Origin of the sequence: Streptomyces sp. 549, from assembly GCF_030124175.1 — a bacterium.
GTDB lineage: Bacteria > Actinomycetota > Actinomycetes > Streptomycetales > Streptomycetaceae > Streptomyces.
In genome coordinates, this window is record NZ_JASKMT010000034.1 from 1 (window position 1) to 19374 (window position 19374).

Consider the following 19374-nt stretch of genomic DNA (forward strand, 5'->3'; position numbering starts at 1 on the left):
GGGTGAGGAGGTACTGCGTGGGGGGTGGGGTACTGCGTGGGGGGTGGAGTGCTGCGTGGGGGTGTGGGGGGTGGGGGGTCGCCCAGGGCTCGGGGGTGCCGTCATGAGCGGCGTCCGAGTGAGCGTTGAGCGCCCGCGTCGTGCTCTGCGCAGGGCGGAGATCCGGGGCTCGTGGCCGCGGCTCCGCCACCCGCGTCACAACAGTCGGGGGCGGTGACGTGAGACGTTCGACCGTCGGGGTTACCGGCGGTCACATCCGGAGATTAGAGCGCCTGTCACTCAGTGACAAGATGTCTGCATGCGCCATCTGGGTGAGTGACTATGCTCGGGTCCCGGGATGTCGACCGACAGGGGTGGTGGGCGGTGACGCCGAAGACGGCGCCGGGGCACGCGCTGACCGCGGAGTCGGCCCCGCGCCCGTCGCTCGGTGAGCGGCGCAGGGCGGCGCTGCGCCTCGACATCGCCCGCGAGGCCGTCCGCCTGTTCAACTCCCAGGGCGTCAGCGCCACCACGGGCGACGAGATAGCCCAGGCCGTCGGCATCTCCACCCGAACGCTGTGGCGGCACTTCCCGACCAAGGAAGGCTGCGTGCGCCCGCTTCTGACGGTCGGTCTGGACGCGGTCACCGAGGCACTTCGCCGCTGGCCGCCCGGCACACCCTTAGTGGAGTTCCTGGCAGGTGCCTGCCGGCACGGGACCCTGCCGCGTGCCGACCCCGCGGTACTCGACCTGATCCGCATGACCCCGAACGAGCCCGCCCTGCGCGCCGTCTGGCTCCAGGCGCACGACGACGCGCTGCCGGTGATCGCCGAACTCCTCGCCGGACGGGTCGGCGGAAACCCCGGCGGGTTGCGCGTCAAGGTGCACGCCGCCACGGTCAACGGCGCGCTGCGGGCCGCGGCTGAGGACTTCGCCGCCCGCTACGCCCAGAACCCGGACGCCTCCGCCGGGGAACTCGCCGCCTGCCTGCACGCCGCCCTGCGCGCGGCGGCGGAGGGCCTGCCCTACTGACCGGCTGCGTGCCGCCGCCCCTTCGCGACGCCGGACAGGGCCGTCGTCGTCACCGCGGGACTGGCCCTCGCGCTCTCCCGCCACCGCGAGCTGGACCTGGTGTCGCTCGACGAGGACACACCCAGGCTGCTCGGGATCACCCTGTCCGGGGAACGCCTGGGCTTCCTCGCGCTCAGCGTCCTGCTCAGCGCGACCGCCGTCGCCGCCGCGGGAACGATCGGCTTCGTTGGCCTCGTCGCGCCGCACGCCGCCAGGGCCCTCGTCGGCCGCCGCCACGCCCGGGTGGTGCCCGACGCGGTGCTCCTGGGGGCCGTACTCGTGTGCACCGCTGACCTGCTGGGACGGACCGTGATCGCACCGGCCCAACTGGGCGCCGTCCTGATGACCGCGGTCATCGGCACGCCCTGATTCCTCCACCTGCTGATGCGCAACAGCCGCTGAGGGCTGGGTCGGGAACGGCTGCCCGACCCACCGGACCGGGCAGCCGGACCCCGTGGTAGCTTCCGGACGCCAGTCGAACTCGTGCACGTGGACGTGGACGGGTCAGGGAATCCGGTGCGAATCCGGAACTGACGCGCAGCGGTGAGGGTGACGGGCGTGGCACGAAGCCACTGGGTCGCGGTGCGACCCGGGAAGGCGCCACCGCCCGGGGGATCCCGAGTCCGAAGACCTGCTGGCGGACCGTACGGACGGGCCCCGCGAACGGGCCCTCGACGCTGAGGAACCGCCGTGACCCTGCCCCGCCCTGCCCCGCGCCTCGCCCTGCTCGCCTGCGGTGCGTTCCTGCTCACCGCCTGCGCCGGCTCCTCCGGCACCGGAACCGGCCCCTCCAGCAGCGAGGACAAGGGCCGGGCGCTGGAGAACTGCGGACGGACCGTCACGCTGGACGCCGCACCGAAGCGTGCCGTCTCCCTCAACCAGGGCACCACCGAGATCATGCTCTCGCTCGGCCTCCAGGACCGCATGGTGGGCACGGCGACCTGGACCGACCCGGTGATGAAGGGCCTGGAGAAGGCCAACGCGGGCGTGCCCCGGCTCTCCGACAGCAAGCCCTCCTTCGAGAAGGTGCTCGACGCGGACCCCGACTTCGTCGCCGCGTCCTTCTCCTCCGTGCTCGGCAAGGGCGGTGTGGCCTCCCGCGAGCAGTTCGAGAAGCTTGGCGTGCCGACCTACCTCTCCCCGGCCGACTGCCAGGGCAAGGACAACAGCGGCGGCGGCGACGGGGTCCGCACCGAGCCGCTCAGCATGGACACCGTCCACGGCGAGGTCCGCGACCTGGCCCGGGTCTTCGGCGTGGAGGAGCGCGGTGACGAACTCGTCGGGCAGCTCAAGTCCCGCGTGGCGAAGGCCACGAAGGGCCTCGACGCCTCCGGTGTCACCGTCCTTTACTGGTTCGCCAACGCCGAGTCCCCCTACCTGGCGGGTTGTTGCGGGGCGCCGGGCGTCATCACCCGCGAGATCGGGGCGAAGAACGTCTTCGACGACACCACCGAGGAGTGGCCGCAGATCAACTGGGAGACGGTCGCCGACCGGAACCCCGACATGCTGGTGATCGGCGACCTCACCCGCAAGTCGCAGACCGCCGAGAGCGCCGCGAAGAAGATCGAGTTCCTGGAGTCGAACCCCGCCACGAAGAGCATGGACGCGGTCCGCAACAAGCGGTACGTGCTGCTCAGCGGCCAGGCCATGAATCCGACCATCCGCACAGTCGAGGGCATCGAGCAGGTCGCCGAGGCGGTCCGCGAGCACGGCCTGGCGAAGTGACCGCCGCCCTGCTGCGGACGGCGGCGGGGCTCGTGGCGCTCGCCCTGTCCGTCGCGGTCGCCGTGACCATCGGCCCGGCCGACATCGGCGTCGGCGACGTCTGGTCCGTCGTCAGCGCCCACCTGGGCGGCGGCGAGTCGGGACTGACCGCGATCCGCGACGGCATCGTGTGGGACCTCCGCATGCCGCGGACCCTGCTCGCCGCCGTCTGCGGTGCCGGGCTGGCGCTGTGCGGCGCGGTGATGCAGTCCCTGCTGCGCAACCCGCTGGCCGACCCGTTCGTCCTGGGCGTCTCCTCCGGCGCGTCCACCGGCGCGGTGCTTGTTGTGGTCCTCGGGGTCGGCGGGGGAGCGATCGGCCTGTCCGGCGGCGCGTTCGTCGGCGCGCTGTGCTCGTTCGCGCTGATGCTGGGCCTCAGCCACGCCCTGGGCGGGACCACGGACCGCGTGGTGCTGTCCGGCGTGGCCGTCATGCAGCTGTTCTCCGCGCTCACCTCGTTCGTCGTGGTCGTGTCCGCGGACGCCGAGACGACACGAGGCGTGCTGTTCTGGCTGCTGGGCTCGCTCAGCGGCGCCGGCTGGACCGAGGTGTGGCTGTGCCTCGCGTTGCTGTGCCTGGCGCTCGTGGTGTGCCTGGCCCACAGCAGGACGCTGGACGCCTTCGCCTTCGGCCAGGACGCGGCAGCGACACTCGGCGTGCACGTGGGCCGCACCCGGCTGGTGCTGCTGTGCGTCACCGCCCTGCTCACCGCCGCGCTGGTCAGCTCGGCCGGAGCCATCGGCTTCGTCGGGCTGGTGCTGCCGCACGCCGCACGGGCCCTGGTCGGCCCCGGTCACGCCAGGCTGCTGCCGGTCACCGCCCTGGCCGGCGCCGTCTTCCTGGTGTGGATCGACACCCTCGCCCGCACCGTGCTGGACCCGCAGGAGATCCCGGTGGGCGTGGTCACCTCGCTGGTCGGCGTGCCCGCGTTCGTCCTCGTGCTGCACCGGACCCGGAGGACCTCCCGATGACCCTCAGCGCCGACCGCGTCTCCCGCACCGCCGGCCGACGGCTGATCGTCGACGGCGTCAGCATCGCACCACCCCCGGGGGCGGTGACCGGCCTGCTCGGCCCCAACGGCTCCGGCAAGTCGACGCTGCTGCGTCTGCTCGCCGCGCTGCTGGCACCCACCTCGGGCGTCGTCACCCTGGACGGCCGCCCCATCGGCGGGCTGGGCCGCCGGGACGTGGCGCGCCGCCTGGCGGTGGTCGAGCAGCAGGCAGACACGTCGGTGGACCTGACCGTGGCCGACGTGGTGCGCCTGGGGCGGGTGCCGCACCGGCGTGCCTGGGCCCCCGCCTCGGCGGCCGACGAGGCGGCGGTACGTGACGCGCTGGAGCGCACGGGCCTGGCCGGGCGGGCCGAGCAGCGGTGGCACACCCTGTCCGGCGGCGAGCGCCAACGCGCCCAGATAGCGCGGGCACTGGCCCAGGAACCGCGCGAACTGCTCCTGGACGAGCCGACCAACCACCTCGACATCCAGCACCAGTTGGAGCTGCTGAACCTGGTCAGCGCGCTGCCGGTGACCACCGTCGTCGCCCTGCACGACCTGAACCTCGCCGCCATGTACTGCGACCACCTGGTCATGCTCAGCAACGGCCTTGTCGCCGCGGCCGGATCGCCGCAGGAGGTATTGACCGAGCGACGGGTCGCCGAGGTGTACGGGGTACGCGTGCACGTCACCCGCCCGGACCCGGACGGGGACGGCCGCCCCCACATCCGCGTACTGGGCACGGTGGACACCGGTCCTTGACGGGCGCTCTCCGGGCCTGGTCCCCGCCCGGTCGGCGGCGTTCCGTACACCACACCGAGCTGCACGGAAGAAGCACACGGTGCGCCCCCGGGCTGTGACCGGCCGGGCAGGGGTGACGGCCGCCGAAGCGGGATTCTCCTCCGGTCTCTTACCTGACCTACCGTTCGACCAACACCTACCGGAAGTCGGTGGCCAGCCTTGTGGCGTCCAGTCCGAGGGCGACGTACTACGCCTTCCGCACCTGACCGCGGCGTACGGCGCCGAGCGGCGGTGCTCGTCGCTGCGGTCTGCGTCCTCCTGCTCGCCGCCTGTGGAAGCTCCGACAACGGGTCCGCGGCCCCGGACATGGCCGACCAGGACCGCTTCCTGCGGGAGTACGTGCAGTCGCTCAACGCCTCGGACGAGAAACGGCTGGCCCGGCTGCTCGACAGCCACCCCCAGGGCGCCCAGGATGCCCGAGCCCGGGTGGACGCCTACGGCGGGCAGGCATGGGACGTCCTGTGGAGCCGCACCTCGGAGTTCACCGGGGTGTGGAGGATCGAGCTGACCGGCACGGCCCGGGCCGAGGACCGCCCGGTCGAGGTCACGGAGACGGTGGCCTGGGAGGACGAGCGCTGGGTGATGGCACCGCTGCCCGGCGTCGCTCCGATACCCGGCAACGTCGCCGGGACCACCCCGCCCGACTGAGCCGCCCGCCTGAGCCGCCCACCGTGCCCGCCGCGTCAGTACAGCCCCACGATGCGGGGCGGAGCGAAGACGTGGCGGGCGCGGTGCTCGTTGCCGATCCGGGTGAGGGCCCTGGCCCGGGCCGATCCGTCGTGTTCGGTGGCGATGGCCTGCTGGTGGCCGCTGCAGACGGGGCAGGAGGGAACCCAGTCGGTGAGCTGCGCGGCATGGGCGGCGGCCATGTGCTCGGCGAGCGCGATCTGGGTACCGACGATGCTGTCCATCGGGTCGTGGTCGACGCCCGGGCCGCAGGCCAGGCGCCGCTCCTCCACCAGTTCCTGCGCGCGCTTCATGGAGCGGTAGCGGACCGCGCAGTCGTGACAGCCCCACATCCAGACGGGCGGCAGGGGCCACTCGTCCTCGGGCCGGTCCTCGTCGGCACTCATGCCTGCCACCGTAGGCCGCCCGGTCGGATACCACGCCCCATCCAGCCGAATCCAGGGCCGGATCGCGGCGATTGGCGCAAACGCGCCCCCGACGCCCCAAGGTCCCCGACGCCCCCGAGGTCCCCGATGCACCCGGATGCCGCCGGGCCGGACGCAGGGGCAGCCGGGCAGGCCCCGGGGCCCCGGGGGAACAGCTGCCGGCGCTGTCAGTGGCCGATGCCAGAGTGCCCGCATGACACCCTGGAACCTGCGCTCTCTCGACGCGGCCCTGCGTGCCGCCTGGGCCGTCGACACCTGCTCCCCCGACGACCTCGAACGCGCCGGCTGGCAACCGGACAACCCGGCCCGGGGCCACTGCGACCTCACGGCGCTGGTCGTCCACGACGTGTTCGGTGGCGATCTGAAGGTGGGCGAAGTTCGTCTGGACGGCGAGCAGCACGGCTTCCACTGGTGGAACCGGTTGCCCGGAGGCGTCGAACTCGACTTGACCCGCGAGCAGTTCCGGCTCGGCGAGAGCGTCGTCGCCGCGCGGGTCGTGACCCGCCCGCCGGGGCCCCTGGCCCACCGCTGGCAGGACTACCTTCGCTTCCGTGGTCGGGTCGCCGCACGGCTGGAGAACCTGCCGGAGCCCGACGCCATGGTGTGAGGGCGCCCGAGCGGGGAGCGGGCCCGGGATCGCGCCCGGCAGCTCCGGCGCGCCTCACTTCGTCGCGCCCTGGGCGAAGCCGTTGTAGATGTAGCGCTGGAGAAAGAGGAAGACCAGCAGGGTGGGCAGGATGACGACGATCGCCCCGGCCGAGATGTGCTCCCAGTGCGCCCCGAACGGGCCCTTGAAGCGGAACAGGGCGGTGGAGACGGTGCCCAGTTCCTGCGACGGCATGTAGAGGAACGGGATGTGGAAGTCGTTGTAGACGGTGATGCCCTTGATGATGACGACGGTGGCGATGGCCGGTTTCAGCAGGGGCAGGATGACGCTGCGGTAGATCCTGAAGGAGTTCGCCCCGTCCAGCCGCGCGGCCTCGTCGAGGGAGACCGGGATGGAGCGGATGAACTGGAGGAAGACGTAGATGGAGACGATGTCCGTCCCCATGTACAGCAGGATCGGGGCCCACCGGGTGTCGAACAGGCCGAAGCCGTTGACGACCTGGAAGGTGGCGACCTGGGTCGTCACCCCGGGCACCAGCGCGGCCACCAGGAACAGGCCCAGCACGGGTTTCCTGGCGCGGAAGCGGAACCGGTCGATGGCGTAGGCGGTCATCGAACCGATGAGCACGATCTCCGCCGCGTTGTCGATCGTGTTGACCTGCCCGGTCCGTGCCTCCGAGCGCTCCACAAATCTGACATCGTTGTCAACGTAGGCGCCGTGGCAGCGTGGGAAGTCGGTTCCGGAGTGCGCGCACCCTGCACGCCGGGAGTCGGACAGCCGCACCCCTCGGCCGTGAGGCACCGAGGGGTGCGGCTGGTTGCGTCCCGGGGGTGCGAGTCCTCCGGTCTCCGGTCAGGAGAGAACGCTGAGCATGTCCTTCTCGAAAGGCTTCAGCTCGTCCGTGCGGCCGTCGAGGATCTTGGCCACCCATTCCGGGTCGCCCAGCAGCGCCCGGCCGACCGCGATCAGGTCGAACTCGTCCCGCTCCAACCGGTCCAGCAAGCGGTTGATGTCCGTCACGCCGCCCCGCTCACCCTGGAAGGCGCTGATGAACTCGTTGTCCAGGCCGACCGAGCCGACGCTGATGGCCGGCTTGCCGGACAGCTTCCTGGCCCACCCCGCCAGGTTGAGGTCCGAGCCCTCGAACTCCGGGAGCCAGTACCGGCGGGTCGAGCAGTGGAAGGCGTCCGCGCCCGCCCCGGTCAGCAGCGCGAGCAGGGCGTCCAGTTCCTGCGGCGTCGCGGCGACCTTGGCCTCGTAGGCGCCCATCTTCCACTGCGACATGCGGAACACGATCGGGAAGCCGGGGGAGACGGCCGCACGGCAGGCGGCCACGATCTCGGCGGCGAACTGGGCACGGGAGGCGAGGTCACCGCCGTAGGCGTCGGTGCGGCGGTTGGTGTGCGCCCACAGGAACTGGTCGACGAGGTAGCCGTGCGCGCCGTGGATCTCCACGCCGTCGAAGCCTGCCGCCTCGGCCGCGGCGGCACCGGCGGCGAACGCGCCGACCACCGCGTCGATGTCCTGCCGCGTCATGGTCCGGCCCGGCTCGGAGTCGTCCAGCGGGACGCCCGACGGGCCGACGCGGGGTGCGTCGGGGACCGGCCCCTTGCCCGCGACGCGCGCCATGCCGACGTGCCACAGCTGCGGCATGATCCGGCCGCCCTCCCGGTGGACGGCCGCGGCCACCTCGGCCCAGCCCGCCAGCGCGTCCTCGCCGTGGAAGCGCGGCACGCGGTCGCTGGTGCCGGCGGAGTCGTGGGCCACGTAGGTGCCCTCGGTGAAGATCAGCCCCACCCCGCCCGCGGCCCGCCGCGCGTAGTACTCCGCGACGTCCGCCCCGGGCACGCCGCCGGGCGAGAACTGCCGTGTCATCGGCGCCATCGCGATCCGGTTCGCGAGCGTCAGGTCCCCGATGGAGACGGGGCGGACGAGTACGTCCTGGGCGCGTTCCGCTGCACTGCTGGGCATCAAGAAGTCCACTTTCGGTCGGCAACAGGACCGCCCCGGGTCAGAAGTGGTCCGCTTCGTGCAACCCGCCACCCTGCCCGCCCATTCCTGACCGGGCAGGACCTGCGTTGCCGGTCAGGGGTTGCGTCTGCCGGTCAGGGCCTGTCCGCCGGGCAGGGGCTGCCGGGCAAGGGACCGCGTCCGCCGGGCAGGGCGGCGCCCGCGTACGCCGTCCCCGCCCTGCACCCCCTCCGCCGTGCCGCCTCGCGGCCCGGTCAGCTGTACCGGAGGTAGCGTTCGGCGACCTCGGCGGCGACCTCACCTCCGTCCCGGGCCCACAGCTCCTCGTTGAAGATCTCCACCTCGATCGGCCCGCGGTAGCCGGCGTCGTCCACCCGCTCGCGCCACGTCCGCAGGTCGATCACGCCGTCGCCGAGCTGGCCCCGGCCGGTGAGCACCCCGGAGGGCAGCGGCGTCACCCAGTCGGCGAGCTGGAAGGAGTGGATGCGTTCCGCCGCGCCCGCCCGAGCGACCGCCGCGGCGGCCCGGTCGTCCCACCAGACGTGGTAGGTGTCCACCACCACACCGACCTGCGCGGCCGGGAACGGCTCGGCGAGGTCCAGCGCCTGGTCCAGAGTGGACACGACGCAGCGGTCCGAGGCGAACATCGGGTGCAGCGCCTCGACGGCCAGCCGTACCCCGCGCTCGGCGGCGTAAGGCACCAGCTCCTCCAACGCGTCCGCCACCCGCCGCCGAGCGGCGGCCAGGTCGTGTTCGCCGGGCGGAAGGCCACCGGAGACGAGGACCAGCGTGTCGGTGCCCAGCGCGGCGGCCTCGTCGACCGCGTCGCGGTTGTCGGACAGGGCCCGCCGCCGCTCGCCGGAGTCGACGGCGGTGAGGAAGCCGCCGCGGCACAGTGTGGTCACCGTCAGCCCGGCCTCCGCCACCAGTCTCGCCGCGTCCCGTACGCCGTACTCCTGCACGGGCTCCCGCCACAGACCCACTCCCGGGATGCCCGATCGCCGGCAGACGTCGACGAGTTCGGGCAGGGAGAGCGACTTGACGGTCATCTGGTTCAGGCTGAGCCGCTGGAGGTCATTCACTGCGGCACCCCGTACACCTCGAGCAGTGACCGCATGCGCCGCTCGGCGAGCGGCGGGTCGGGGAAGAGGCCGAGTTCGTCGGCGAGACGGTAGGCCCGCGCCAGGTGCGGCAGGGGGCGTGCCGACTGGAGGCCGCCGACCATGGTGAAGTGCGACTGGTGGCCGGCCAGCCACGCCAGCAGCACCACCCCGGTCTTGTAGAACCGGGTCGGCGCCTCGAAGAGGTGGCGGGACAACTCCACGGTGGGGTCGAGGACTTCGCGGAAGCCCGGGATGTCGCCGGTGTCGAGCACGGCGACGGCCTCGGCGGCCAGCGGCGCAAGCGGGTCGAAGGCGCCCAGCAGGGCGTGGCTGAAGTGCCGCCCGTCGCCGGCGATCAGCTCCGGGTAGTGGAAGTCGTCACCCGTGTAGCAGCGCACCGTGCTGGGCAGCCGGCGGCGCAGTGCGATCTCGCGTCCGGCGTCGAGCAGCGAGATCTTGACGCCGTCCACCTTGTCCGGGTGTTCCGCCACCACCTGCAGGAACGTCTCGGTCGCCACGTCGAGGTCGGAGTCGCCCCAGTAGCCGGCCAGTTGCGGGTCGAACATCGGCCCCAGCCAGTGCAGGACCACCGGCTCCGCGGCCTGCCGCAGCAGGTCGCCGTACAGGGAGAGGTAGTCGTCCGGGGTGCGGGCTGCGGCGGCCAGTGCCCGGGACGCCATCAGCACCGCCTGCGCGCCGGTGTCCTCGACGAGTGCCAACTGCTCCTCGTAGGCGGCCCGTACGGCGTCCAGGCCGGCTCCCGACGCGGCGTCCGTCGCGGTGAGCTGGTCGGTGCCGACGCCGCAGGCGATCCGGCCGCCGACGGCCTTCGCCTCGGCCGCCGAGCGGCGGATCAGTTCCGCCGCGCCCGCCCAGTCCAGGCCCATGCCGCGCTGGGCGGTGTCCATGGCCTCCGCGACGCCCAGCCCGTGCGCCCACAGGTGGCGCCGGAAGGCGAGAGTGCCGTCCCAGTCGACGGCCGCACGGTCCGGCGGCACGTCCGCGTACGGGTCGGCCACGACGTGGGCGGCGGCGAACACCGTGCGGGAGGTGAGCGAGAGGGCCGCCGGGCCGGTGGCGACTCCGGTGCGCGGCGCCGACCGGGGCTGGTAGGTGTCGAGCCCGCCACCGGGCAGGGGGAGTCGCAGGGTCACAGCGTCAGCTCCGGCACGTCGAGCCGGCGTCCCTCGGCGGCCGACCTCAGCCCCAGTTCAGCCAGTTGCACGCCGCGTGCACCGGCCAGCAGGTCCCAGCGGTAGGGCTCGCCCAGCGTGACGTGGCGCAGGAACATCTCCCACTGCGTCTTGAAGCCGTTGTCGAACTCTGCGTTGTCGGGGACCTCCTGCCACTGGTCGCGGAACGCCTCGGTGGCCGGCAGGTCCGGGTTCCACACCGGCTTCGGGGTGGCCGTGCGGTGCTGCGCACGGCACCGGCGCAGTCCGGCCACGGCCGAGCCGTGCGTGCCGTCGACCTGGAACTCCACCAGTTCGTCCCGGTTCACGCGGACCGCCCAGGAGGAGTTGATCTGCGCGACGACGCCGCTTTCGGTCGTGAACAGGCCGTACGCGGAGTCGTCGGCGGTCGCCGCGTACGGCTTGCCGTCCTCGTCCCACCGGCGGGGCACGTGGGTGGCAACGTGCGCCTGGACCGACGTGACCCGGCCGAACAGTTCGTGCAGCACGTAGTCCCAGTGCGGGAACATGTCGACGACGATGCCGCCGCCGTCCTCTGCGCGGTAGTTCCAGGAGGGGCGCTGCGCCTCCTGCCAGTCGCCTTCGAACACCCAGTAGCCGAACTCGCCGCGCACGGACAGCACCTCGCCGAAGAAGCCGCTGTCGATGAGCCGCTTGAGCTTCAGCAGGCCGGGCAGCAGCAGCTTGTCCTGGACGACGCCGTGCCGCACGCCCGCCGCGTCCGCGAGCCGGGCGAGCCGCAGGGCGGACTCCAGGTCCGACGCGGTGGGCTTCTCGGTGTAGACGTGCTTTCCGGCGGCGACCGCGCGCTCGACGGCCTCGACACGCGCGGAGGTGACCTGCGCGTCGAAGTACACGTCGATCGTGTCGTCGGCGAGTACGGCGTCGAGGTCGGTCGACCACTCGCTCAGGCCGTGCTGCTCGGCCACCGCCCGCAGCGCGTGCTCGCGGCGGCCGACGAGTACCGGCTCGGGCCAGAGGGTCTGGCCGTCGCCCAGGTCCAGGCCGCCCTGCTCGCGGATGGCGAGGATCGAGCGCACGAGGTGCTGCCGGTACCCCATCCGTCCGGTGACCCCGTTCATGGCTATACGCACGGTTCTGCGACTCACGCTGCGACCTCCACGGTGCGGTCCGTCGTGGCGGCGGCGGGCTGCCCCGGCATCTCACGAACGGATAGAAAGCGCTTTCTATGCCTGGGGAAGATAACCTGCCGCCACCGACCAGGACAAGGGCGCAAAGCCCTTCTGCCGCAGAGGAACGCCATGACAGTCACACTCGCGGACGTCGCGGCCCGGGCCCGGGTGTCGCCGGCGACCGTCTCCCGGGTGCTCAACGGCAACTACCCCGTCGCGGCGTCCACCCGGGACCGGGTGCTGCGAGCCGTCGACGAACTGGACTACGTGCTCAACGGCCCCGCCAGCTCGCTCGCCGCGTCCACCTCGGACCTGGTCGGCATCCTGGTCAACGACATCGCCGACCCGTTCTTCGGCGTCATGGCCGGTGCCGTGCAACTGGCGGTGGGCGAGGACACCTCGGGGCGTGGCGGCGGCGAGAAGCTCGCCGTGGTCTGCAACACCAACGGCTCCCCCGAGCGCGAGCTGACGTACCTGACGCTGCTCCAGCGGCAGCGGGCCGCCGCCGTCGTCATCACCGGCGGTGCGCCGGAGGACGCGGCGCACACCGCCGCGATGACCGCGAAGCTGGCCCGGCTCGCCGAAGCCGGCACCACCGTCGTGCTGTGCGGACGTCCGCCGATGCCCGGCGCGTCCGTCGCGGCGACGCTGAGCTTCGACGACCGCACCGGGGGCCGGCTGCTCGCCGAACACCTCGTCGGCCTCGGCCACCGCCGCATCGGCTACGTGGCGGGTCCGGCCGGCCGCACGACCACCCGGCAGCGCTGGGAGGGGCACCGCGAGGCCCTGGCGGCGGCCGGCCTGCTGACCCCGCCCGCCGGGGAGTCCGGCACCGCCGACCCCTCCGCCGCCCCTGCCGCGGAACAGGGGCAGGCCGCGGTGCAGGGCTCCTACGACCGCTCCTCCGGCTACGCGGCCACGGTGCAACTCCTGGAGCGCGACCCGGACCTGACCGCGATCGCCGCGGCCAACGACACGGTGGCGCTCGGCGTGTGCGCGGCGCTGCGCGACCGCGGCCTGCGCGTGCCGGAGGACCTGTCCGTCACCGGATTCGACGACCTGCCGTTCTCGGTCGACGCCGTGCCTGCCCTCACCACGGTCCGGGTGCCGCTCCAGGACGCCGGACTGCGCGCGGGCCGGCTCGCCATGGGCCTGCTGGAACCGCCGCCCGGCGGCAGCGCCACCGTCCCCGTGGAGCTGGTGGTGCGCGCCTCCACCGCCGCGCCCCGGAAACCGTGACGCGCACGCCGTCGCGGCGGGCCGGCGTGAGTGCCCGGTGCGGAGCCGCAACCGGGCGCGGCCAGGGGAGCGTTGGGACGTGAGGTACGCCTTCTCGACACTCGGTGTGCCCGGCATGCCGGTCCGGGACGTGGCCGAGCTGGCCGCCGACACCGGCTACCACGGAGTGGAGTTGCGCGCCCACCCGGAGGAGCCCGTGCACCCCGCCCTCAGCGGACACGAACGCGCCGCGGTGGCCGGGGAGTTCGGGCGCGTCGGGGTGCAGGTCCTGGCGGTCGCGGGCTACGCGCGGGTCGCGGCGCCGGGCGCCGACGCCCACGTGCTGCACGAGATCCGCGAACTCTCCCGGCTCGCCCGGGACCTGGGCGCCCCCTACGTCCGGATCTTCCCGGGCGCGGACCTCGGCACGGGCGAGGACCGCTGCTGGGACGTGGCCGAGGTCACGGATGCGGCCGAGGCCACCTGTGCGGGCCGCCGGGACGCGGCGGACCGCACGGCGGTCCGGCGGCTGGCGGCCGCCGCCCGGGAGGCGGCCGGGACCGGCGTGCGGGTGCTGCTGGAGACCCACGACTCGCACCGCACCGGTGCCTCCACCGCCCGGATCCTGGGGGCCGTCGCCCACCCCGGCGCGGGCGCGCTCTGGGATGTCCTGCACACCTGGCTCGGTGGCGAGTCACCGGCCGCCACTCATGCCGCGCTCGCCCCCTACCCGGGCTACACGCAGGTCAAGGACGTCGCGTCGGCGGTCGACCTGACACCGCTGCCGCTGGGCGCCGGGGTGCTTCCGCTCGCCGCCTGCGTGGCGTTCGCGAAGGAGTCGAGCGGTATGCGCGGGGCGGACTGGCTGTGCTGGGAGTACGAACGCCGCTGGTACGGGCATGCGGCCGACCTGCCGGCGCTGCTGGCCCCGGGCCGCGCCCACCTCGAAACCCTCGTCCGTGAAGCCCGGCGCCGCTGACACTCCCGCCCATGACACCCGGCGTTGGCGAGCGCCCGGCCGCCGCGACCCGGCCGCCCGTGACCCGGTGTCCGTGATCCGGCCGCTGCGGCCCGGCCTCAGGTCAGGTCGAGTGTGCCGACGGTCTCGCCTTCGACGACCTCGCCGGTCGGCCGGAACCCCAGCGCCAGGTAGAAGTCACCTGGGCCGTCCGCGCCCGGGTGCCAGGTGACCGTCAGCTCCGTTCGGCCCCGCCGCCTGATCTCGGCGGCCACCGAGTCCACGGCGAAACGGCCGTAGCCCCGCCCCTGCTTGCCGGCGGCGATGTTGAGGCGCCACAGGCCGGAGCGGAAGTCTGTGCCCTTGCCGGTCCAGTCGATGTCGTGGAAGGCCATGAGGAAGCCGACGACCTCGTCGCCGTCGCAGATGAGTCGCGGCCAGGCGACGCCCGGATGGACGTACGCCTCGGCAAGCGACTTCACCACCGGCGCCACCAGGTGTTCCTGGTCGGCGCGGACCTGCAGGTTGATCGCGGTGTCGAGGTTGTCGGCGGTGACCTCTTGCAGGCGCAGCGACGTAGGCATGTCGCCAGCCTATTCCCCCCTCTGAGGGGGCGTGAGGGCGTGCGGTGAGACGCCGGCGTCGGCTCCTCAGGCCCCCTGGGCCCCGTTCGCGGGGCGGCGGGACGACTGCCCGGAGTCGTCCGGCGCCCGCCCCTGCCGGGGCAGTCCGCCGGTGCCGCGAGGCGGGTCCGCCTCCGCGGGTGCGCCCCCGCTGCCGTCCCCCGGATTCCCGCCCGACTCGTCCTCGCGTGCGTCCTGCTCGCTTGCCGCCTCCTCGCGCTCCTCCTCGTCCTCGACGCGCTGCTCGTACTCCTCGCGGACGTCGTCGGGCCACTTGCGGGTGTCGCGCGGCTCCGCGTACGGCACCTCGTCCACCGGGTGCCCGGCCGCCACCGCGCGGGCACGGCGCAGCTCCGCGTCGAACTCCAGGCCCAGCAGGATCGCGAGGTTCGACAGCCACAGCCAGACGAGGAAGACGATGACACCGGCCAGGGTGCCGTAAGTGCGGTTGTAGGAGCCGAAGTTGGCGACGTAGAAGGCGAACGCGCCGGACGTGGCCAGCCACAGCAGCACCGCGATGAAACTGCCTGGACTCAGCCACCGGAAACCGGGCCCGCGCACGTTGGGCGCCGCCCAGTACAGCAGTGCGATCACGAACATCACGACCAGTACCAGCGCCGGCCACTTGGCGATCGACCAGACCGCGACCGCCACGTCGCCGAGCCCCAGGAGCTGCCCCACCTGCTCGGCCACCGGGCCGGTGAGGACGACGATCACCGAACCGGCGGCGAGCAGCAGCGCCAGCAGCACGGTCAGCCCCACGCGCAACGGGGTGATCTTCCAGACCGGCCGCCCCTCGGGCAGGTCGTACACCTTGTTCGACGCCCGGATGAAGCCGGCCACGTACGCGGACGAGGACCACAGGGCGCCCAGCAGGCCGATGACGGCCATCACGCCTCCGGTGCCGCCGTTCTCCCGCAGGTTGGTGACGGCGTTCTCCAGCAGGTCGCGGGCGGCACCCGGCGCGATCTGCTGCAGGTTCTCCAGTACCGCGTCGGTCGCCCGCTCGCCGACGACACCCAGCAACGACACCAGCACCAGCAGGGCGGGGAAGATGGACAGCACGCCGTAGTACGTCAGAGCCGCCGCGCGGTCGGGCAGTTCGTCCTCCAGGAACTCCTTCGCGGTCCGGCGCGCGACCTGCCACCACGACCGGGTGGGCAGCTCCCCGGGCTGGTCGGGCGCCTCGCGGTCCGCGGCCTGGTCGGGCTCCGGGGCTGCCTCCCGGGCCGCATCGGATGCCGGTCGTCGTGATCCGTCCGCGTCACGCTCGGAGGGCGGCGGGCTCTGGGGGTCCTTGGCGTGGGGCGTCATGTACGGCGTCTTTCCCAGCGGTGCGTTCTCTACCTTCCCGACTGCGTCGCGAGAGTTGTCCGCCACGGCTGAGCGGGTGGTCCGAATGGAAGTGGACGCACTAGTTCCGGATAATCGGGGAACTCAGGCGTTGCCATGTCACATGCGGAGGGACGAACGAAGGACGGGGCCCGGTCCGGTCCCGCGCCGGCCGCGTGAAGAAGAACGCGCACAAGAAGACGCGCACAAGAAGACGCGCACAAGAAGACGCGCACAAGAAGGAGCCACCGCTGTGCATCGGAAGGAGCGGCACGCTCGCCCCGCCGGGCAGGACGGCGCGGACGCCTCGGACCCGCGTGCCCGCCCGGCCGGCGCGAACCGCTCCGCTGCCGCCCCGGACCGGCCCGCGCTGACGCGCGGCACGGCACTGCGGCTGGCGCTGCTGCTCCTGCTCGTCGCGGGACTGGGCTACTGGGCGGTGAAGGACGGCGGAGAGACGCTGAGCGGGCTGAACACCTGGGTCGCCTCACTGGGGCTCTGGGCCCCGCTGATGTACGCACTGGTCTTCGCGGTCGCACAGGCGGCGTTCGTTCCCGGGTCCGTGCTGACCGCGTCCGCCGGGGTGCTGTTCGGCGTCGCGCTGGGTTCGGCGACCGTGCTGGTGGGGGCCACGGTGGGCGCCGCCCTCTGCTTCGGCCTGGCACGTTGGCTCGGCCGTCCGGCGGTGGCCAGACTGGCCGGTTCGGGTCGTCTCGCGGACCTTGACGAGCGGCTGTCCCGCCGCGGCTTCGCCGCCGTGCTGGTCCTGCGCCTGGTCCCCGTCTTCCCGTTCGCCGCGGTGAACTACGGGGCGGCCGTCACCGCGGTCCGATTCACCCCCTACCTGGCCGCCACCGTGGTCGGCACGGCCCCCGCCACCGTGGTCTACGCGGGCCTGGGCGGCTCGCTGACCGACCCGGGTTCGCCCGCCCTGTGGTGGTCGATGGCGGGGCTGCTGGCGCTGACCGTCGGGGGCTGGTGGCTGGCCCGCCGAACCGCCCCCGGACACCCCTCCCCGACGGCCGGGCCCCTGCCCACCCCCGGGCCCGCCGCAGGTCCGGCGGCCCGGAGCGCGCCGGCCACCCCCACCGCACCCGCCGCTGCCCCCGCACCCGCGCCCCGTTCCGACCACCCCGACGGCCCCGGCGCGCCCGGCGCGAGCTGACCTCGTGCACGCCTGGCGCACCGCGCCCGCATGGCGGTGGCAGGGGCGGGCAGACGGCGGGACGTCGTCGGACGCGACTGTCGCCCACGGGCGACACGCCGGAGCGGAACACCGGATGTGTGCGGGAATGATCTGCTTTTCCCTACACTCGCGGGATGCGGATATCCAGCGAAGCGACCGACGAGCAGTGGGAGGGCCTTGCCCAGGTCGTCCCTCTGCGCGGTGACCACGAGTGGCCCACCTGGCCCGCCCACTCCGCGCGCCCGGCGCCCGAACCCGAAGCCCAGCCACGCCAGTTCGTGGTGCTGCGGGTGCAGACCTTCTCCGACGCCAGGGACGTCGCCGAGCACCTCATGGCGAGCATTCCGGTGCTGCTGGACCTCAGTGCCGCGGAGAGTGAGGTCGCCCGCCGCATCCTCGACTTCTGCAGCGGCGTCGTCTTCGGCCGGGCCAGCGGCATGCACCGCGTGGACACCAACGTCTTCCTGCTGACGCCCGCCGGTACGGAGGTGGAGGAGCCAGCCGTCACCCGTTCGCAGGAATGATCATCCGCCGTAACGGTTCGGCGTACCCGGCCGCCGATACCTTCCCCGGCTATGAGCGAAACCGGTGCCGCACCGCGGCCGGCCGTGACCGAACTGCGCCTCTCGGCCTTCCGCGGACTGTGCGGCACCCGTCTGCCGCTGGGCCCGCTGACGCTGCTGTCCGGCCCCAGCGGCAGCGGCAAGTCCACCGTGCTGGAGGCGCACACCGCCCTGGCCCGCCTCGCGGCCGGCGACACCGTGCACGAGGTGTTCGACTCGGCACCGGGCGGGTCGGCGGCCTGCGTGCCGCTGACCGCCAGGCCCGACGGCACCGGACGTCGCGGCTTCCGTCTGGGCTGCACCGTGACCGGGCCGGCGGGGCAGGTGCACCTCGACATCGCGGTGCAGGCCGAACCGCAGTTGAGAGTCGTCGGTGAACGGCTCGTCTGCGGTGACCGCACCCTGCTGACCACCGCCCTGCGCGACCCCGGCAGGCGCACCGTCCAGGCCGCCTGGCACACGGCGGGCAGCAACCCGGTGACCCGGGCGCCGCTGCCCGACGACCGGTTGGCGACCGCGCTGCTCCCGCTGCGGGTGGCCGGAACCACCGAGGGCCAGCGCCAGGTCCTCGCCGCCGCCGAGCAGACGGTGCTGGCCCTGCGTTCGGTGTTCCGCTGCGACCCCCGTCCGGAGCGCATGCGGGCGGCGGTCGCCCCCGGAGACGCTCTGCTGCGGGGCTGCTGCGACAACCTTGCGGCGGTCCTGCGCCGCCACCGCACCGGGTCGGCCGCCGCACACGCGGCCCTGCTGGCCGCGGCCAGCGCCGGGTGGGCGGGCCCCGACGTCCGGGACCTGCGGGCCGAGGGCTGCGAGGGCGCGGAGGGCGGCCTGGTGCGTGCCGTCGCCGACCGCGGCCGGGCGGGACGCACCCCGCTGGAGTGGCTCGCCGACGGTGAGCTGCGCTACACGGCGCTGGTGCTGGCGCTGCTGGGCGGCCCCGACCTGCTCGACTCCGGCCCGGTCGGCCGGGTGCCGGACGCGGGGCTGCCGGTGCTGGTGCTCGCCGACGGTCTCGACCGCGGCCTCGACAAGCGCCAGACGCAGGCGCTGCTGGCGCTGGCCGGACGCGTCTGCGCGCAGGGGGACCTGCGTCTGCTGGGCACGCTCTTCGACGTGTCGGCGGCCCGGACCGTCCCCGGGGCGTGCGTGCTGCGGCTCGGCGGCGCCCGGGCAGCCCGTCCGGACGGCTCGGCCGCCGCCCCGGACGGCCCTGCCTGCGCGGAGGAGTACCCGGCGGCCGAGGAGGCCGCCGCACGCAGTGGTACACCTGGGGGATGAGCACTGCCGCGTCCCCGGACCCCGCCTCACCCGGCCCGCCCCGCGATGTCCCCGCACTCCAGGAGCGGTTGGCCGCGTTCGCCGCCGCCCGTGACTGGGGCCGCTACCACACCCCGAAGAACCTGACCGCCGCGCTCAGCGTGGAGGCGGGCGAACTGGTCGAGATCTTCCAGTGGCTCACCCCGGAGCAGTCGGCACGTGTCATGTCCGACCCGGCCCGTGCGGCGCGCGTGGAGGACGAGGTCGCCGACGTCCTGGCGTACCTGCTGCAGTTCTGCGAGACGCTCGGTATCGACCCGCTGGCCGCCCTGGAGGCGAAGATCGAGCGCAACGAACAGCGCTTCCCGGTAGGCGGTAACCACTCGTTCGAGTGAGGGAACTGTCCACGACCGGCCTGTTGTCCACAGATTCCACGCGGTCCGTGCGAGTGCTGCCGAAGAGATGCACCCTGGGTCGTGACCGGACGGGCGAGGTGCGGGGGAGCGGGCATG

General features: G+C 73.4%; 18 protein-coding genes, 3 pseudogenes and 1 riboswitch. Of the genes and pseudogenes, 13 read left to right on the forward strand and 8 right to left on the reverse strand.

Going from position 1 to position 19374, the window contains the following annotated elements:
- Nucleotides 1-363 precede the first annotated feature (363 nt).
- The 6 genes and pseudogenes from QNO07_RS25005 to QNO07_RS25030 all read left to right on the forward strand — a co-directional run bounded on the left by QNO07_RS25005 (nucleotide 364) and on the right by QNO07_RS25030 (nucleotide 5254).
- Entirely contained in the window at nucleotides 364-1011 is a 648-nt protein-coding gene (locus QNO07_RS25005; RefSeq protein WP_502961934.1) for a TetR/AcrR family transcriptional regulator, read from the forward strand.
- Between the two features lie 39 nt (nucleotides 1012-1050).
- Nucleotides 1051-1419 (forward strand): annotated as a pseudogene (locus tag QNO07_RS25010) (iron chelate uptake ABC transporter family permease subunit); the annotation flags it as partial.
- Nucleotides 1420-1505: 86 nt separating this feature from the next.
- Nucleotides 1506-1703, forward strand: a riboswitch (cobalamin riboswitch).
- 37 nt (nucleotides 1704-1740) lie between these two features.
- Complete coding sequence (locus QNO07_RS25015) at nucleotides 1741-2775, forward strand: ABC transporter substrate-binding protein (RefSeq protein WP_283994682.1); 1035 nt, start codon at nucleotides 1741-1743, stop codon at nucleotides 2773-2775.
- A complete protein-coding gene (locus QNO07_RS25020; protein ID WP_283994683.1) occupies nucleotides 2772-3785 on the forward strand; it encodes a FecCD family ABC transporter permease in 1014 nt (337 codons plus the stop codon). Before QNO07_RS25015 ends, QNO07_RS25020 begins: the two co-directional genes overlap by 4 nt.
- Nucleotides 3782-4567, forward strand: coding sequence for an ABC transporter ATP-binding protein (locus QNO07_RS25025; RefSeq protein WP_283994684.1), 786 nt, complete (start codon nucleotides 3782-3784; stop codon nucleotides 4565-4567). Before QNO07_RS25020 ends, QNO07_RS25025 begins: the two co-directional genes overlap by 4 nt.
- 270 nt (nucleotides 4568-4837) lie before the next feature.
- Nucleotides 4838-5254, forward strand: coding sequence for a hypothetical protein (locus QNO07_RS25030; protein WP_283994685.1), 417 nt, complete (start codon nucleotides 4838-4840; stop codon nucleotides 5252-5254).
- A gap of 35 nt (nucleotides 5255-5289) precedes the next feature.
- Here QNO07_RS25030 and QNO07_RS25035 read toward each other — a convergent pair whose 3' ends face one another.
- Nucleotides 5290-5679: a hypothetical protein gene (locus QNO07_RS25035; protein ID WP_283994686.1), complete on the reverse strand. Its 390-nt coding sequence runs from the start codon at nucleotides 5677-5679 to the stop codon at nucleotides 5290-5292.
- A gap of 232 nt (nucleotides 5680-5911) precedes the next feature.
- On the opposite strand from QNO07_RS25035, the gene QNO07_RS25040 reads away from it, so the two are divergent.
- Entirely contained in the window at nucleotides 5912-6325 is a 414-nt protein-coding gene (locus tag QNO07_RS25040; RefSeq protein ID WP_283994687.1) for a YunG family protein, read from the forward strand.
- 54 nt (nucleotides 6326-6379) lie between these two features.
- Here the strand turns inward: QNO07_RS25040 and QNO07_RS25045 are convergent.
- The 5 genes and pseudogenes from QNO07_RS25045 to QNO07_RS25065 all read right to left on the reverse strand — a co-directional run.
- Nucleotides 6380-6952, reverse strand: a pseudogene (locus QNO07_RS25045) (carbohydrate ABC transporter permease); the annotation flags it as partial.
- 225 nt (nucleotides 6953-7177) lie between these two features.
- Nucleotides 7178-8296, reverse strand: coding sequence for an NADH:flavin oxidoreductase (locus QNO07_RS25050; protein WP_283994689.1), 1119 nt, complete (start codon nucleotides 8294-8296; stop codon nucleotides 7178-7180).
- A 254-nt stretch (nucleotides 8297-8550) separates the two neighbouring features.
- Nucleotides 8551-9345, reverse strand: coding sequence for a sugar phosphate isomerase/epimerase family protein (locus QNO07_RS25055; protein ID WP_283994749.1), 795 nt, complete (start codon nucleotides 9343-9345; stop codon nucleotides 8551-8553).
- A 29-nt stretch (nucleotides 9346-9374) separates the two neighbouring features.
- Nucleotides 9375-10553, reverse strand: a complete 1179-nt coding sequence (locus QNO07_RS25060; RefSeq protein ID WP_283994690.1) for a dihydrodipicolinate synthase family protein — start codon at nucleotides 10551-10553, stop codon at nucleotides 9375-9377.
- Complete coding sequence (locus QNO07_RS25065) at nucleotides 10550-11701, reverse strand: Gfo/Idh/MocA family protein (protein WP_283994692.1); 1152 nt, start codon at nucleotides 11699-11701, stop codon at nucleotides 10550-10552. Before QNO07_RS25065 ends, QNO07_RS25060 begins: the two co-directional genes overlap by 4 nt.
- A 153-nt stretch (nucleotides 11702-11854) precedes the next feature.
- Between QNO07_RS25065 and QNO07_RS25070 the strand changes: the two genes are divergently transcribed.
- Nucleotides 11855-12964 carry a LacI family DNA-binding transcriptional regulator gene (locus tag QNO07_RS25070; RefSeq protein WP_283994693.1) on the forward strand — a complete coding sequence of 370 codons (1110 nt, stop codon included), beginning with the start codon at nucleotides 11855-11857 and terminating at the stop codon, nucleotides 12962-12964.
- Nucleotides 12965-13043: 79 nt separating this feature from the next.
- Complete coding sequence (locus QNO07_RS25075) at nucleotides 13044-13922, forward strand: sugar phosphate isomerase/epimerase family protein (protein ID WP_283994694.1); 879 nt, start codon at nucleotides 13044-13046, stop codon at nucleotides 13920-13922.
- Between the two features lie 98 nt (nucleotides 13923-14020).
- Here the strand turns inward: QNO07_RS25075 and QNO07_RS25080 are convergent, their stop codons facing one another.
- The gene (locus QNO07_RS25080) at nucleotides 14021-14485 is read right to left on the reverse strand and encodes a GNAT family N-acetyltransferase (protein ID WP_283994695.1); all 465 of its coding nucleotides are present in this window, start codon (nucleotides 14483-14485) and stop codon (nucleotides 14021-14023) included.
- A 282-nt stretch (nucleotides 14486-14767) separates the two neighbouring features.
- Nucleotides 14768-15838, reverse strand: a pseudogene (locus QNO07_RS25085) (YihY/virulence factor BrkB family protein); the annotation flags it as partial.
- 271 nt (nucleotides 15839-16109) lie between these two features.
- On the opposite strand from QNO07_RS25085, the gene QNO07_RS25090 reads away from it, so the two are divergent.
- The 4 genes from QNO07_RS25090 to QNO07_RS25105 all read left to right on the forward strand — a co-directional run bounded on the left by QNO07_RS25090 (nucleotide 16110) and on the right by QNO07_RS25105 (nucleotide 19257).
- Complete coding sequence (locus QNO07_RS25090; RefSeq protein ID WP_283994697.1) at nucleotides 16110-17021, forward strand: TVP38/TMEM64 family protein; 912 nt, start codon at nucleotides 16110-16112, stop codon at nucleotides 17019-17021.
- Between the two features lie 155 nt (nucleotides 17022-17176).
- Nucleotides 17177-17566, forward strand: a complete 390-nt coding sequence (locus QNO07_RS25095) for a cell division protein SepF (RefSeq protein WP_283994698.1) — start codon at nucleotides 17177-17179, stop codon at nucleotides 17564-17566.
- A 51-nt stretch (nucleotides 17567-17617) separates the two neighbouring features.
- On the forward strand, nucleotides 17618-18883 hold the full coding sequence (locus QNO07_RS25100) for an AAA family ATPase (protein WP_283994699.1): 1266 nt from the start codon (nucleotides 17618-17620) through the stop codon (nucleotides 18881-18883).
- Nucleotides 18880-19257: a nucleotide pyrophosphohydrolase gene (locus QNO07_RS25105; RefSeq protein ID WP_283994701.1), complete on the forward strand. Its 378-nt coding sequence runs from the start codon at nucleotides 18880-18882 to the stop codon at nucleotides 19255-19257. The genes QNO07_RS25100 and QNO07_RS25105 overlap by 4 nt, the downstream gene beginning before the upstream one ends.
- The last annotated feature ends 117 nt before the right edge of the window (nucleotides 19258-19374 follow it).

What these genes read in the sequence shown, in the direction of transcription:
- QNO07_RS25025 (WP_283994684.1), top strand. Translation starts at nt 3,782, where the DNA reads ATGACCCTCAGCGCCGACCGCGTCTCCCGCACCGCCGGCCGACGGCTG.
- QNO07_RS25035 (WP_283994686.1), bottom strand. Translation starts at nt 5,679, where the DNA reads ATGAGTGCCGACGAGGACCGGCCCGAGGACGAGTGGCCCCTGCCGCCC.
- QNO07_RS25040 (WP_283994687.1), top strand. Translation starts at nt 5,912, where the DNA reads ATGACACCCTGGAACCTGCGCTCTCTCGACGCGGCCCTGCGTGCCGCC.
- QNO07_RS25050 (WP_283994689.1), bottom strand. Translation starts at nt 8,296, where the DNA reads ATGCCCAGCAGTGCAGCGGAACGCGCCCAGGACGTACTCGTCCGCCCC.
- QNO07_RS25055 (WP_283994749.1), bottom strand. Translation starts at nt 9,345, where the DNA reads ATGACCGTCAAGTCGCTCTCCCTGCCCGAACTCGTCGACGTCTGCCGG.
- QNO07_RS25070 (WP_283994693.1), top strand. Translation starts at nt 11,855, where the DNA reads ATGACAGTCACACTCGCGGACGTCGCGGCCCGGGCCCGGGTGTCGCCG.
- QNO07_RS25080 (WP_283994695.1), bottom strand. Translation starts at nt 14,485, where the DNA reads ATGCCTACGTCGCTGCGCCTGCAAGAGGTCACCGCCGACAACCTCGAC.
- QNO07_RS25095 (WP_283994698.1), top strand. Translation starts at nt 17,177, where the DNA reads ATGCGGATATCCAGCGAAGCGACCGACGAGCAGTGGGAGGGCCTTGCC.
- QNO07_RS25100 (WP_283994699.1), top strand. Translation starts at nt 17,618, where the DNA reads ATGAGCGAAACCGGTGCCGCACCGCGGCCGGCCGTGACCGAACTGCGC.
- QNO07_RS25105 (WP_283994701.1), top strand. Translation starts at nt 18,880, where the DNA reads ATGAGCACTGCCGCGTCCCCGGACCCCGCCTCACCCGGCCCGCCCCGC.